This is a genomic window from Mucilaginibacter dorajii (assembly GCF_024808255.1).
Lineage (GTDB): Bacteria > Bacteroidota > Bacteroidia > Sphingobacteriales > Sphingobacteriaceae > Mucilaginibacter > Mucilaginibacter dorajii.
Genome location: NZ_JANTYS010000039.1, coordinates 1 through 15,593, shown reverse-complemented (window position 1 = coordinate 15,593; position 15,593 = coordinate 1). Strand labels below are relative to the sequence as shown.

Below are 15,593 nucleotides of genomic sequence, written 5' to 3'. Positions count from 1 at the left end.
TGTAGGCGTGCGTAAAACTATAGGTGCGGGCCGCATCCAAATCATATTACAATATTATACCGAAACGCAGTTGCTGGCTTGTATGTCGGTAATGGTGGGCTTTATATTGGCAATTTGCATTATGCCGTTTTTTAGCACACTAACCGGTGCTAATATCCACTTAACCGGTTTTTCATTTATTGATATGGTTGTTTTGTTGGTTATCCTGGCTGTTTTATTGGGTGTTTTTGCCGGTATTTACCCGGCTTATGCCATGTCGGGCTTAAAACCATTAAATATTATGCGTGGTTTTTCGGCTTACCGCATCAATCCGGTATTGTCAAAAAGCCTCATCATTGTGCAATTTGCAGTTTGTGTTATTTTGGTGATCTCATCGCTGGTGATCAATAAGCAAATGCGTTTCATCAACCAAACCGAAATGGGCTTTGATAAAGACCAGGTTGTATTGCTCCAAAACCCTTATGCTTTTTCGGATAAACAAAATTCCAGCCGTCTTAAAGATGCCATTTATCATTACGCCGAAACCAACCCGGCCTTGGATGGTGCTACGGCAACGTCGTTTTCGTTTAACGCAGCAAGCACCAATGCACACACCTTTAACGACAAAAGGGTGCCAGTTGATTTTTTGAATATTGATTATGAATACTTTAAATTCAACAGGATACCGATTGTAAAAGGCCGCGATTTTTCGCGCGATATTGCCAGCGACAGTGCTTCTATGGTACTTACCGAGGCTCAGAAAGCCCCTGTTGGTACCAAAATAAGGCATAACGTAATTGTAAATCAAACACTTTACAATATGCTTGGTAAGCCTGCGCTTGATGAATATAATACCACCATTGGCGGCATCATTATAGGTGTTTGCAAAGATTACCACAACCGCGACCTTACCCAGGCTATACCGCCGGCGTACCATACTATCAATCGGGGGCCGCTGGAGTTTTTCCTGGTTCGGATTAAAGCCAAACAAAGCATAGCCGCCCAAATGGAAAAACTGAAAAGAGAATGGAACAAGCAAACCAATAACCTGCCGCTTAATTACTCGTTTATGGACGAGGACGTAGCCAAAAGTTATGATGCCTATTTACGTTGGATGGCCACCATAACTGTGTCGTGCGTAATTGCTATCATATTAGCTTGCCTGGGGCTGTTTGGCCTATCAGGGTTAACAACGCTTAACCGCACTAAAGAGATAGGCATCCGTAAGGTGTTGGGCGCATCACTTACCAATCTCTTCCTGTTGCTTAACCAAAGTACTATTTACCTTGCTTTGGGGGCGTTTGTAGTTGCGGCACCGCTGGCCTGGTACCTGGTTAACCAGTGGCTGCAAAATTTTGCCTACCGCATACAGCCAGATTGGTTCCTGTTTATCACCGCCGGGTTTATTGCCATAGTTACCGCATTATTAGCCGTTAGTTACCATACACTTAAAGCAGCTAAGGCAAACCCTGTTAAGAGCTTGAGGAACGAGTAGTTAGTCATCGGTCATTTGCTTTGCGTCATTAGTCATTGAGTTAGTGGGTATAGGCAGGTGCTTTATCCTTGTTTTTTTATCTATCAATCTTTAGTCTATTTAACGCTTTTTAACTTCTCATATAAAGGTTTTTAACTATCATCGTGTAAATAAAAGCAGCATGATAAAAAATTACTTTAAAATAGCCTGGCGTAACCTTTATAAACATAAGTTTTATACACTGATTAATGTGTTTGGGTTATCACTGGGGATGGCCTGTAGCATTATTTTGTTCCAGTTTATCAGTTACCACTTAAGTTTTGATACTTACCATCATAATGCCAAATCGCTGTACAAGGTTGTTGAGCAAATGCATCTTGACGATGGTACTACGCTTTATGAAAAAGGCGCGCCAATGGTATTGGCCCGCGCCATTAAAGCCGAATTGCCACAGATAACCGATGCGGGAATATTGGTTCAAAAGCGCTCGTTCACCATTGCTGTTCCGCAGAATGCGGGAGCAGAGAAAAAGCTTTTTTACGAAAAAGAAAATGTGGGCTTTGCAGATAAGCATTGGTTTAACATGCTTGATTATAACTGGCTATCTGGTAGTGCCCAAACAGCTTTTAATGATCCCGATAATGCAGTTATCACCCAAAAACTGGCCTTGAAGTATTTTGGAACCACTGATGCGGTAGGTAGGGTGATTAGGCTGGATAGTAAACATAATTTTAAAGTGACAGGCATATTGGCAGATAATGTAGATAATACCGACTTTAAATGCGATATGTTTCTATCGCTTACCGCCATAAAAACAATTTATCCCGATGTTCAAAAAGATTTCCAGGAAAGCTGGGCCTGGGAGGACTCGCGCAACGTGGTATTCCTGCAGTTGCCGGCAAATCTTTCGCCAAAAACAGTTGAGGCTGCAATCACGAAACTTTTAGACAAAGATATGTCGAAGGTTTTTAAATACTTATTGCAGCCTATAAATGAGGTGCATTTTGATGGCAGGTATAGCGGCGTAATTCAAAAATCGTTGTTGACTACATTAGGTATTGTGGGCTTGCTGTTAATTGTTATAGCCTGTGTTAACTTTGTTAATATGGCTACCGCGCAAAGTTTTAAACGTGCCAAGGAAATAGGAACCCGCAAAGTTTTAGGAAGTACACCTACGGCCATATTTATCCAGTTTATTACCGAAACCTTTCTGATTGTTTTTGCTGCCGGTATAATGGCGGTTTTATCGGTCTGGATATTGTTGCCTGTTTTAAATTCATGGCTGCAAACTACACTTACATTTAATTGGGGGCACGATAAAGTATTATTTGTATTTATCGCCCTGGCTATGTTTGTTGTCACTTTAGCCGCAGGTTTTTACCCCGCTTTGATATTAAGCAGGTTTAAACCAGTAAACGCGTTGAAGAACCAGGTAAACGGAGTAACACGAGCTGCTGGCTTTAGTCGTAAAAGTTTGATTGTAATTCAAAATGTAATTGCGCAGGTGCTTATTATTGGTACTATTATTATTACCATGCAGGTGCGTTTTCTCAAAACTGCCGACCTGGGGTTCAATAAAACCGGAATAGTAATGTTGCCTTTGCCCGATTTTGATAAAAGTAAAACAGATTATTTCCGCAACCAGCTTTTGGCAAATCCGGCTATCAGCGCAGTTTCTTTTTGCTACCGGGCACCATCTTCAACTGCCGACAAAGGCGGCTCGATAAAATACGAAGGTCGGGATTGGGAAAAGTTTGTAGGGCGTACTTTGATGGGCGATGCAGGTTACGCCAAAACATTCGGTTTGCGCATCATAGCAGGCCGGAATATTGCCGAAGCAGATTCGGCCAAAGAATACCTGGTGAATGAGCAATTGGTGAAACAATTAGGCATTAAAAACCCGCAGCAAATCATCGGTCACCAATTTACCGCCGGCGATTTAACTGACAAGCCCGGTACCATAGTTGGGGTGGTTAAAGATTTTCATGCCAAATCGTTATATAGGGCGATTGAACCATCGTATGTTAGCACTTTTCGCACGCAGTATCAATATGTAGGGATCAGGATAGATATACGGAACCATGCCGGCGCTATCGCACATATCCAAAAAACATGGCAGTCTGTTTTCCCGGAAAATGTTTTTGAATACCGCTTTCTGGATGAGCAGATCAATGATTTTTACCAAAAGGAAGATCTGTTGAATAAACTCATCACTTCAAGTGCCATCATAGCCATTTTTATAAGCTGCCTTGGTCTGTTAGGATTAATTACACAGCTTACCATACAACGCACCAAAGAAATCGGCATTCGTAAAGTATTAGGGGCTTCGGTAGCTACTATCACCACCTTACTTTCTGTCGATTTTATAAAATTAGTACTCATAGCCATCGTAATAGCTACCCCGATAGCCTGGTTTACCATGAGTAAGTATTTACAGGATTTTGCTTACCGGATTGATATTCAATGGTGGGTATTTGCTTTGGCAGGCATTATTGCGGTTGTGATTGCTTTTGTAACGGTTAGTTATCAATCAATTAAGGCAGCGACGGCTAACCCTGTAAATAGCTTAAGGAATGAATAGTTATTTATTGCAAACCCGATGAAGTATAGTTTAATAATGCTGTTGTTATTCACTTGCTATTACGCATCGGCGCAAAATAAATTACCCAAAGCAGATCAACTGCCAGACCAGGTAGGCGATATTATTTTTAACACACAAACCGATCAATATGATTTTAAGTTGTGCAACAAAGAAAATATTTATCAGTATTACAGCGTAAATACCACTTATACCGGCGAAATAAAGGCTTTAAAGAAGGAATTATATGATGGTTTTAAATACGATGCTAAATATGCAGTTATAACGGGATCTGTTACTATTAGGTTTATTGTAAACTGTAAAGCACAAACAGACTGGTTTAGGGTGAATGTGCTAAACAGCAATTACCAAAGAACAGCCTTTCCTTCAGAATTTATCAATAAGTTGCTTTTAGACGTAAAAAACTTAAAGGGATGGATCCCGGGTAAATTACCCAATGGGGCTGTTTGTGATAGCTATTATTTCCTGCATTTTAGAATACTTAGAGGCCGTATAAACAATATCGCGATATGAAGATATGTATATTGCTTCTTATGCTGTTTAATGCAAGCCTTGTTAATGCGCAAACTAATTGTACTTTATATAAAGATAAAGCTCACCAGCTTGCATGTCAATATTATACCGAAGCTATTCAGTATGGACAGGGTTCAAAAAAATCTCAACAATTGTTTATTCAATCGCTTGAGGCTTGTGCCACTTTTGCACCAACATTGCATGAAATGTCTGTACCATATTTAAAGCGAGGCGATTTTTATACCTGGAAAGTATTGATGGATGAGGCCGTGAAAGCGGATGCGATAGGATATTTAGGCGATAGGGGTTGGTGTTACTTTAAACACATGGATGATTATGAAAATTGTTACGCAGATCTTTATCGTTTGTATAAACTTACAGGTGGTCACCCTGGTTATACTGGTGATGGAGACTACGATCTGCGTATACTAATGGCGATATCCCAGCGCGAAATGGGGAATTATAAATTGGCTATGAGATTCTTCAACGAATGCATAGCCGATCACCGAAAAAATAACACCCTGGGCCTTTTTGATTATCTGCACCGGGGAGCTACGCTGCTGCGAATGAAAAAATATACCGCTGCATTGGTCGATTTCAAATTAGAAATGGTTAAAAACCAAAAGCTGGCTGATGTTCACTACTATATGGGCCTTACGTATCTGGCAATGCATAATAAAGGTGAGGCATACAACTCTTTTAAGCAGGCCAGGGAGTTGTATATTAAAACCGGTTACCGCCACACTGATCCATATTGTGAGGAGCCTGACCAGGTTTACCTTGCGGATATAAACAATGCGTTGGGTAAATTAAAACATCCAGGCGCTCAATAAAGGTGTTTTATTTTAATTCATGACTTGTTTCCTCGTCCTTAGTGTATCATTATCGTACACATACTGTTACACTTACGAACACCTTCGTATAAATAACTTGATTTAACTAATTGATTTGTAGTTATTTATTTATTTGGTATAGGTTTTACACTGTTCACCAAAATCTGCAGATAAAATGATCAAAAATTATATAAAAATAGCCTGGCGTAATATCATCAGGCATAAGGTTTATTCAAGCATTAACATTGCAGGGCTTACCGTGGGCATTGCGGCCTGCTTGCTCATTTTTGTGATCATCAAATTTGAACTGAGCTTTGACACCTTTCAGCCCAACTACAAAAATGTATACCATATTGTAACCCAGGAAAAGCATGAATCGGAAGTTACCTATAATCCGGGTATCACGGTTCCCGCTACCGCCGCTTTAAGGCTCGATTTTCCGCAGGCAAAGGTTGCCGCGTTAAACAGCAGTTATGGCAGCCAGGTAACCGTACCCGATGGTAACGGAGGTGGCACAAATGATAAAAAATTCACAGAGAACCTTGGTGTGCTGTTCATTGAACCCCAGTTTTTTGATATTTTTAGTTCAAAGTTCCTGGCAGGCACCCCCTCGGTATTGGCTGAACCGGATATGGTGGTTATTGACCAAAGCACCGCCGCCAAATATTTTGGCGACTGGAAAAATGCCATGGGCAAAATCCTGAAAATGGATAACGTGATGACGCTTAAAGTTGCAGGCATTATTGAAGATGCGCCTGCCAATAGCGATTTCCCATTTAAAATAATGGTATCGTTCGTTAACTTTAAACAGCACGGCAAGGATTATAACTACAGCGACCAATGGGGCTCAACCGGAAGTAACCACCAGGTGTTTATGCTGTTCCCACCAAATATGGCCCCTGCAAATATTGACGGGCAGTTGGAAGCATTCTCTAAAAAACACTTCAAAAAAAACAGCGCAGAGACCCATTTGTTAGCTCAGCCATTTGCCGATCTCCATTTTGATACCCGTTTTGGCAACCCGCTTGCAGATCATAGCACCAGTAAAGCTACTTTGCGCACATTGTCGTTTATAGCCATACTGATTATCGTTATGGCATCTATCAACTTTATTAACCTGTCAACAGCGCAATCTGTGGGGCGGTCAAAAGAGGTTGGCATTCGCAAAGTATTGGGCAGCACCCGCAAGCAACTGATCATACAGGTTATTGGCGAAACTACGTTGGTGGTATTTTTCTCGGTATTGCTGGCCCTTATAGTTGCCAAATTTGCAATGCCACAATTAAAGAGTATAGCTAATGTGCCGGATGGTATTGGTCTGTTTACCTTAAGCAATATGCTATTTTTAGCTGCGGTTATGATCTCTGTGGTATTGCTTTCGGGTATTTATCCCGCACTGGTTGTATCTGGCTTTAAACCGGTTTTGGCATTAAAAAACAAGATCACTGCAGCATCAATAGGGGGGATCCCGTTGCGACGGGCATTGGTTGTGGGGCAGTTTGCTATTTCGCAATTGTTGATGATTGGAACCATAGTAGCTGTAAAACAGATGAATTTTGTTAGTGAGGCCGATCTGGGTTTTAACAAAAACGCGGTACTGGTAATTCCGGGTTATACAGATAGTATTAGCCTGGCTAAAATCACTTCATTTAAACAGCAGTTATTGGCAAATCCTAATGTTAAATTGGTAAGTTTCGCTTCAGATGCGCCATCATCAGAAAATAACTGGGGTACCAATTTTTTATTCAATAGTTCAACCAAAGATCCCGGTTTTAACACCTACCTTAAATTTGGCGATGCCGATTATTTTAAAACCTTCGGCCTTAGGTTTGTGGCCGGTAAAGGTTATGACGTGAGCGATACAGCCCGACAGGTAGTGGTAAACGAAACTTTTATTCATAAGCTTGGTATACAAAATGCACAGGCTGCTATTGGCAAAACGGTAAGCATGGGCGGCGGCAACCGGTGGATGCCGATTGTTGGCGTAGTTGAAGATTTTAAAACCAATTCGCTGCGCGAAACGGTGAAGCCTATTGTTATCAGTCCGGCCAAAAAGTTTAGCGGCATAGTTGCTATCAAGATCGATACAAAATCATTGAGCCAAACAGTTGCCCAGCTACAAAAAATGTGGGAGCAAACCTATCCTGAATATGCTTACAATGGCTATTTCCTTGATGACAATATTGCTAAATTCTATCAAACAGAAAACCAGATGGCCCTGGTTTATAAAATATTTGCGGGCATAGCCATTTTTATATCGTGCCTTGGTTTATATGGCCTGGTATCGTTTATGGCCGTGCAACGTACTAAAGAGGTGGGCGTACGCAAAGTATTGGGCGCTTCGGTAAGCAGCATTGTGTTCCTGTTCTCTAAAGAATTTATAGTGTTGATAGCTATATCATTCGTGATAGCTATGCCTGCCGCCTGGTACATTATGACCGGCTGGCTGCAAAACTTTGCCTACAGGATATCTATAAGTGCCTGGATCTTCCTGCTGGCTATAGTAACATCATTATTTATTGCCTGGATAACCGTGGGCTACAAAGCCGTAAGGGCCGCGCTGGCCAACCCGGTAAAAAGCTTGCGGTCTGAATAATCATTGAGTCATTTGCTTCGCGTCATTAAGTCATTGAATTTTTAAAATGACTTAATGACCAAATGACTCAATGACAAGTATTAATTGAACCAATGAACCATTAGATATGCGTAACTTTTTAAAAACCACCTTGCGAAGCCTGTTAAAGAACAAGGCTTATAGTTTTTTGAATATCGCTGGCCTTGCCATAGGCATAGCCTGTGCATCCATTATTTTTTTGTGGGTGCAGGATGAGCTTACGTTTAACCACAACTTTCAAAAAAGGGATAACCTTTACAGGATCTACGAAAATCAAACTTATGAAGGTAAGGTATCTACATTTCATGCCACGCCAGGGCCTATGGCCAAGTCATTGGCGTTGGATATCCCGGGTATAAAAATGGCGGCACGCTCAGGTGGTACAGGCGATATTTTATTTTCCCTTGGCGATAAAACCATCAATGAAAAAGGTGACTATGCCGATGCCGAAATATTTTCAATCCTGAAGCTGCCTTTTGTTTATGGCAGTGCCGATAATGCCTTTCATGATGTGCACTCGGTAGTGATCAATGCCACTATGGCTAAAAAGTTTTTTGGCGATACCAATCCGATAGGTAAAATGCTTAAAATGAATAATGAGCAGGATTTTACCGTTACTGGCGTCATTGAGGATTTGCCCAATAATTCCACCCTTCAGTTTCATTGGCTGGCACCATTAAATGATATCGACCCTAAAAAGCCATGGATGAAAGATTGGGGTGCTAACTGGGCGCATACTTATGTGGAGTTGGAGCCAACGGCAGATGTTAATGCCGTTAATAAAAAATTAGCCAACTACATAGGCACAAAAAAGACTGGTAATACTACCGAATCGTTCTTGTTTGCTATGAACGACTGGAACCTGCACGATAATTTTACCGATGGAAAAATGGATGGCGGCCGTATTGTTTACGTACGTTTATTTGCCATTATTGGCTTTATTATATTATTTATAGCCTGTATCAATTTCATGAACCTGGCAACAGCCCGGTCTGAAAGGCGCGCCAAAGAAGTTGGCGTACGTAAAGTAATGGGCGCAGGTAAAGGTAAACTGGTAAGCCAGTTTATTGGAGAAGCAGTGATTATGTCATTTATAGCCGTTGCAGTGGCTGTGCTGCTGGTAGCTTTAGCATTGCCTTCATTCAATAACCTTGTTCAAAAAGAACTAACCCTTAATCTTTTTACTGCAGATCATGTTGCTTATTTAATAGCGATAGGGGCTATTACTGGCTTACTGGCAGGGAGCTATCCAGCCTTTTACCTGTCATCATTTAATCCTATTAGTGTTTTAAAAAGTATCAAAATAAAAACGAGCGCAAGCTCGGGCTTTATCAGGCAAAGTTTGGTGGTTATTCAGTTTTCCATCTCTATTATATTGATCATTGGTACTGTGGTTATCTACCAACAAATTCAACACGTAAAAAACCGCAAACTGGGTTTTAATAAAAACAACCTGATCAGCATCAGTACCCAAGGTAAACTGGTTGGGCATTTTCCGGTAGTTTATAACGAGTTGAAAAAAACTGGTGTGATTGAGGATGCAGCGTTAAGCGATTATCCGGCTTTAGAGATCTGGAGCAATACTGATAACTATTCCTGGGAAGGCAAGGACGCTTCAAAAAATCCATTAATAAGTATAGAAAGTGTTAACGAACATTTTTTATCAACCATGGATATGAAGCTGGCATCGGGCAGGAATTTTTATGCTAATCCAACTATCGACAGTAATAACGTGATCATCAATGAAGCCTTTGCCAAACAAATGGGTAAACAAGGCCATATAGGTGCTATTATAACGGAGGGCGGTTCAAAACGTTTAACCGTAACCGGCATTGTTAAAGACTATCTTTACAATGATATGTATGCCGCCAGCGCACCCATGTTATTATATAATCACATCGATGGCGCCCGCTTTTTAACCATCAGATTTAAGCACGATGCAAACCTGCAGGATGTATTGAGCAAAGTAGGCAGTATCATCAAATCAAATAACCCCGGCTACCCGTTTGAGTATAAATTTGTTGACGATGAGTTTGACCTGTTGTTTAAAACGGAAACGCTTACCGGTACGTTGGCTGGTGTTTTCGCGTCGTTGGCTATACTTATATCGTGCCTGGGTTTGTTTGGCCTGGCCGCCTACACCGCCGAGCGCCGGATAAAAGAAATTGGCATCCGCAAAGTTTTGGGTGCCACCGTAGCTGGCTTAACCGGCCTATTATCAAAAGATTTTTTACAGCTGATAGGTATTTCGTGCCTTATAGCCTTCCCGGTGGCATACTTGGCTATCAATAGCTGGCTGCAAAATTATCAATACCGGGTAACTATTCACTGGTGGGTGTTTGCAACCGCAGGTATATTAACAGTGCTTATTGCCTTGGCAACGGTAAGTTTCCAGGCTATAAAAGCGGCGTTGAGTAACCCGGTTAAGAGTTTAAGAAATGAGTAATTAAGTTATTAATCATTTGCTTCGCGTCATTAGGTCATTGGAATTAAAAAAATGGCTCGATGACAAGACACCAATGAACTAATGAACAATTGAACTAATGAACCAACATTATGCTTAGAAACTACTTAAAAATCGCATGGCGCAATATCTTAAACAATAAGATTTACAGCGCTATTAACATATTGGGCTTAGCTGCTGGTATGGCTGTGGCTTTGCTCATAGGCTTATGGGTAAGCAATGAGTTTTCTTATGATAAGTTTTTACCAAACTATAAGCAGCTATACCAGGTTGAAGTACACTTTACATCGCAGCATGACGAGCATACGCAAACCGCTGTTGCCATCCCATTAGCCGATGTATTGCGCAAACAGATCCCCGGCATAAAATTCGTGGCCGAAACCGATTGGGTAGGCTGGCAATGGCATGACCTGTTGGTAGGTACTAAAAAACTATACCTTGGCGGCGGTGCCGCGCATCCCGATTTTTTAAAGATGTTTCAGTATCCCTTTGTAAAAGGGAGTGCAAAAGATGCGTTTACCGATCCAAATTCCATCATTATCGACGAGGCCACAGCAACAGCCTTATTTGGCAATGCCGATCCGATAAACAAAATCATTCGTTACGATAACAGCCATAACCTGAAGGTTACAGGGGTTATCAAAAACATCCCTAAAAATGCCACTAAACAATTCAATTTTTTAACCCCTTTCAGCTTCAAAGAGCAAACTGAAAGCTGGATGAAAAATGCCCGCGTTACCTGGACAAACAACTCCTTCAATATGTTTGTGGAGTTGCAGCCTGGCGTAACTATGGAGCAGATTGCCCCTAAAATAAAAAACATAGTATATGACAACAGTGTGCAGATGCGGATAGCCCACCCCGAAGTTATCCTGCACCCCATGAAAGACTGGCACCTGTATACCGACTTTAAAAACGGTAAAGCTGTTGGCGGTTTTATTGACTATGTGCGTATGTTTAGTATTATCGGCATCCTGGTATTGCTGATAGCCTGCATCAATTTCATGAACCTGAGCACTGCCCGGTCAGAAAAACGCGCCCGTGAGGTAGGGGTAAGGAAAGCCATTGGCTCACAACGGAAAGACCTCATCATCCAGTTCTTGGCCGAATCGCTGTTGATCACTTTTATCGCGTTCCTGTTTTCAATATTGATTGTTCAGCTGGTTATTCCGTCGTTTAACGAGCTGACCGGCGGCTTTATAGCCATTCCGTATGCTAATCCGTTGTTCTGGAGTGTGATGTTGCTATACGTGGCCGTAACCGGTTTATTGGCAGGCAGCAGGCCGGCTTTTTACCTGTCGTCATTTAACCCGGTGCAGGTTTTAAAGGGTACTATAAGGGTAGGCAAAGCGGCATCTTTACCACGCAAGGTATTGGTGGTACTTCAGTTTAGCTGCTCTATCGCGTTAATTATCAGTACGGTAATTGTTTATCAGCAAATTCAGTACGCCAAAAGCAGGCCGACAGGCTATAGCGCAGAAAGGTTGATGATGACCGACATGAGCGGTGATCTTGAAACGCATTTCGGCGCGCTCAGGAACGATCTTTTAGCAAGTGGATTGGTGGAGAGCGTAGCTTCGGCATCAAGCCCTATAACCAATATATACAGCCATACCTCACTTGATAAATGGCCCGGCAAAAATGCCAATGAAGACCCTATCAACATCGGTTCGATATCGGTTTCTGAAAGCTATTTTAAAACACTTGGTATGAGCTTAAAAGCCGGCAGGGATTTTACAAGTAACTGGGCCAGTGATACATCGGACGTTATCCTGAACGAAGCCGCTGTGAAAAGGATAGGGTTAAAGGATCCGATAAATAAACTGGTAACCTGGAATGGCAGTGCTAAACCGGTACGCATAATAGGTATTGTGAAAGACGCCTTGATGGAATCGCCGTTTACGCCCATCCAACCGGCTATCTTTAATCACGGCAGGGGAGGCAATAACATTATGTACCGCCTGGCAAAAAATGTGAGCATTCACGATGCCTTGCCAAAGCTTAACAAAATTTTTGATACGTATAACCCGGCCTATCCATACATATACCAGTTTGTTGATGACGAGTATAACCATAAATTTAACCTGGAACTATTGGTAGGCAAACTTGCCGGCGTTTTTGCAGGTTTGGCTATATTTATATCGTGCCTTGGCCTGTTTGGCCTGGCAGCCTATGTGGCTGAGCAACGTACTAAAGAGATAGGCATCCGCAAAGTGCTTGGTGCATCCATAACAAATGTATGGTTGCTGCTATCGGGCGATTTTATTGTACTGGTGGTGATTAGCTGCATTATAGCATCGCCTATAGCATTTTACTTTTTGCGGGATTGGCTGCAGAAATATGATTACCGGATAACCATAGGCCCGGGTGTATTCCTGTTATCTGCTTTGGTTGCCATCATCATTACCCTGGTAGCCATAAGCTTCCAGGCCATAAAAGCGGCTTTAACCAACCCGGTAAAAAGCCTACGTAGTGAGTAGGCAGTTATCGGTGGGCAGTTTGCAGGAGTATTTGCAAAATGTTAACCTGCAAGGTACCAATGAACTAATGAACAATTGAACTAATGAACCATCATGATAAAAAACTATATTAAAATTGCCTGGAGAAATTTAAAGCGTAACAAGGCATACGCGTTTATAAGTGTTATTGGTTTGGCTTTGGGTATTGCCTGCGGCATACTCATTTTTACGCTGATAACTTATCACCTAAGCTTTGATACTTTTCATAAAGACCCCGACAGGGTTTTCAGGTTGTATACCGAGTGGCATGATGACGGCATTGGCAAATCAAACGGTGTGCCGCAGCCTTTGGGTAAAACTTTCAGAAATGATTTTGCTTTAGGCGAGAAAACCGCCAGGGTAATTAATTTCCGTAACCCTTTGATCACCATAACCAAGGGTAATGAGGTTAAAAAGTTCCAGGAGGAGGATGGCATCGCATTTACGGAAACTCCTTATTTTGATATCCTGAATTTTCCTTTGCTGAAGGGGGATAAAAAAACAGTATTGGTGGCACCGGGCGAAGCTATCATCACACAAAAAATGGCGCAAAAATACTTTGGCAGCGATAATGCTATCGGCAAAGTAATCCGCCTGGATAACAAGGTCAATTTTACCATAACGGGTATTTTGAAGGATCTGCCTCCAAATACAGATCGCAGGCAGCAGATCTATGTATCCTACGGAAACATGGATGAATATACCGATAAACGTCGCGAAGAAAACTGGGGCGGCGTATACAGCGGTAGCGAGGCATTTACCAAGTTAAAAAAAGGTGTATCAAAAGAACAGGCCGAGAAAGCGTTGGCAGACATTGTTAAAAAGCATTACACAGGTCGGGATTTAAAAGTATGGTTTTTTAAACTGCAGCCCCTCAACGATATGCACTTTAATGCCGAACTGGATGGTTATGCGGATAAAAAGTATTTGTGGGCATTGTTCTTTATCGGTTTGTTTTTAATTATAACAGCCTGCGTAAATTTTGTGAACCTGGCTACAGCGCAAGCTTTAAACCGTTCAAAAGAAGTAGGCATCCGCAAGGTATTGGGTAGTTTACCATACCAGCTTTTTTGGCAATTTATTGCCGAAACCGCTTTAATTACCATTGTTGCGGTAGTACTGGCAATTGGGATCTCTTACGTGGCTTTACCGGCTATAAATCAGTTGTTCCAGTCAGAAATGGTTTTTGATAAAGGGGAGTTGGCTCTGTTTATTGTGTTAATAGGTATTGTAGTAATTTTCCTATCGGGCTCATACCCGGGCTTGGTATTGGCAAGGTTTCAGCCAATCCTGGCGCTTAAAAGTAAGTTATCGCAAAAACATGTGGGCGGCTTTTCATTACGTCGCGTTTTAGTAGTAACGCAATTTGCCATTTCGCAGGTACTCATTATAGGCACCATCATCATCGTATCGCAGCTGCATTACTCCCAAACAGCAGATCTTGGCTTTAAAAAGGACGGGATTGTTTTATTACCGGTCCCTTCAAATGATAAAGCCAAGCTAAGCACCATGAAAAACCGGTTGAATGGAGTGCAGGGTGTCGACAAAGTTTCTTATTGTTTCCGGGCGCCGGCATCGCAATCCAATAATACTACCGGTGTTAATTACGATCATCGTGCAGAGGATGAGCATTGGGGTATCAATGTAAAAAACGCCGATGAAGATTACATTTCTACATTCGGTTTAAAGTTGGTTGCCGGCCGTAACTTTTTCCCGGCGGATACAACACGTGAGTTTGTGGTTAATGAAACCTTTGTTAAAAAACTGCACTTGAAACCACAGGATGTTATTGGCAAAATATTATCGATAAATGGTAAGCACACCACTGCTCCCATAGTTGGTGTAGTAAAGGATTTTTACAATTATTCTTTTCACAGTGAAATTTCACCAATATGCATTATGCCCAACTATAACAATTATTCAACTGTGGCCATCAAAATGAATATGCATAATGCAAAATCATCACTGGCGTCATTTGAAAAGATCTGGAATGAAACCTTCCCTGAGGAATTTTACTCGTACGAGTTTCTGGATGATACCATTAAAAAGTTTTACCAGATGGATACCATTTTGCTTACACTGATTGAGGCTTTTGCGGGTATAGCCATAGTTATCGGTTGCCTTGGTTTATATGGCCTGGTATCCTTTATGGCCGTGCGCAAAACTAAAGAGATTGGTGTACGCAAAGTACTGGGGGCCGAGATCAGGAATATCCTGTGGCTGTTTGGTAAAGAGTTTACCTTTTTACTGTTAATAGCGTTTGCAATTGCCGCGCCGCTGGCCTGGTGGGCAATGCATAATTATTTGAAAGATTTTCAATATCGTATTACTATAGGTCCGGTTATTTTCCTGGAGTCGATTTTATTAACGTTCATTATCGCGACAATTACAGTAGGCTACAGATCGGTATTGGCATCATTGGCCAACCCGGTAAAAAGCTTGAGAAGCGAATAGGTAGCGAAGGTGAAAGCTGATTATTCGGATGGATATTAAAGGTAGCCAAAAAAGATGTTGTGAAGTAGATGCCCCAACGTCTATGGCGCAGTACTATGCAGATGATGGCGATTTTGATGAGCCAACGCCGAATTCCTCTGAAGCACCCAAATAAGTATAAAACAA

8 protein-coding genes are annotated in these 15,593 nt (G+C 41.7%); all 8 read left to right on the top strand.

Translation table 11 applies throughout. The features are described from left to right. Positions 1-7: 7 nt before the first annotated feature. The 8 genes from FHS10_RS28460 (at position 8) to FHS10_RS28425 (ending at position 15,428) form a co-directional block, all read left to right on the top strand. Positions 8-1,474 (top strand): ABC transporter permease, encoded by a 1,467-nt coding sequence (locus FHS10_RS28460; RefSeq protein ID WP_259097557.1) that lies wholly within the window; start codon positions 8-10, stop codon positions 1,472-1,474. 160 nt (positions 1,475-1,634) lie between these two features. After that, entirely contained in the window at positions 1,635-4,034 is a 2,400-nt protein-coding gene (locus FHS10_RS28455; RefSeq protein WP_259097555.1) for an ABC transporter permease, read from the top strand. A gap of 18 nt (positions 4,035-4,052) precedes the next feature. Then, the gene (locus FHS10_RS28450) at positions 4,053-4,565 is read left to right on the top strand and encodes a hypothetical protein (RefSeq protein ID WP_259097553.1); all 513 of its coding nucleotides are present in this window, start codon (positions 4,053-4,055) and stop codon (positions 4,563-4,565) included. Next, complete coding sequence (locus FHS10_RS28445) at positions 4,562-5,398, top strand: tetratricopeptide repeat protein (protein WP_259097551.1); 837 nt, start codon at positions 4,562-4,564, stop codon at positions 5,396-5,398. The genes FHS10_RS28450 and FHS10_RS28445 overlap by 4 nt, the downstream gene beginning before the upstream one ends. A gap of 175 nt (positions 5,399-5,573) precedes the next feature. Next, positions 5,574-7,994, top strand: a complete 2,421-nt coding sequence (locus FHS10_RS28440; RefSeq protein ID WP_259097549.1) for an ABC transporter permease — start codon at positions 5,574-5,576, stop codon at positions 7,992-7,994. Positions 7,995-8,100: 106 nt separating this feature from the next. Further along, positions 8,101-10,458: an ABC transporter permease gene (locus tag FHS10_RS28435; RefSeq protein WP_259097546.1), complete on the top strand. Its 2,358-nt coding sequence runs from the start codon at positions 8,101-8,103 to the stop codon at positions 10,456-10,458. A 110-nt stretch (positions 10,459-10,568) separates the two neighbouring features. After that, complete coding sequence (locus tag FHS10_RS28430) at positions 10,569-12,956, top strand: ABC transporter permease (RefSeq protein WP_259097545.1); 2,388 nt, start codon at positions 10,569-10,571, stop codon at positions 12,954-12,956. A gap of 93 nt (positions 12,957-13,049) precedes the next feature. Beyond that, entirely contained in the window at positions 13,050-15,428 is a 2,379-nt protein-coding gene (locus FHS10_RS28425; protein WP_259097543.1) for an ABC transporter permease, read from the top strand. Positions 15,429-15,593 lie beyond the last annotated feature (165 nt).

Coding starts and splice junctions, on each gene's coding strand:
- FHS10_RS28425 (WP_259097543.1), top strand. CDS start 13,050: ATGATAAAAAACTATATTAAAATTGCCTGGAGAAATTTAAAGCGTAAC.
- FHS10_RS28430 (WP_259097545.1), top strand. CDS start 10,569: ATGCTTAGAAACTACTTAAAAATCGCATGGCGCAATATCTTAAACAAT.
- FHS10_RS28440 (WP_259097549.1), top strand. CDS start 5,574: ATGATCAAAAATTATATAAAAATAGCCTGGCGTAATATCATCAGGCAT.
- FHS10_RS28455 (WP_259097555.1), top strand. CDS start 1,635: ATGATAAAAAATTACTTTAAAATAGCCTGGCGTAACCTTTATAAACAT.
- FHS10_RS28435 (WP_259097546.1), top strand. CDS start 8,101: ATGCGTAACTTTTTAAAAACCACCTTGCGAAGCCTGTTAAAGAACAAG.
- FHS10_RS28450 (WP_259097553.1), top strand. CDS start 4,053: ATGAAGTATAGTTTAATAATGCTGTTGTTATTCACTTGCTATTACGCA.
- FHS10_RS28445 (WP_259097551.1), top strand. CDS start 4,562: ATGAAGATATGTATATTGCTTCTTATGCTGTTTAATGCAAGCCTTGTT.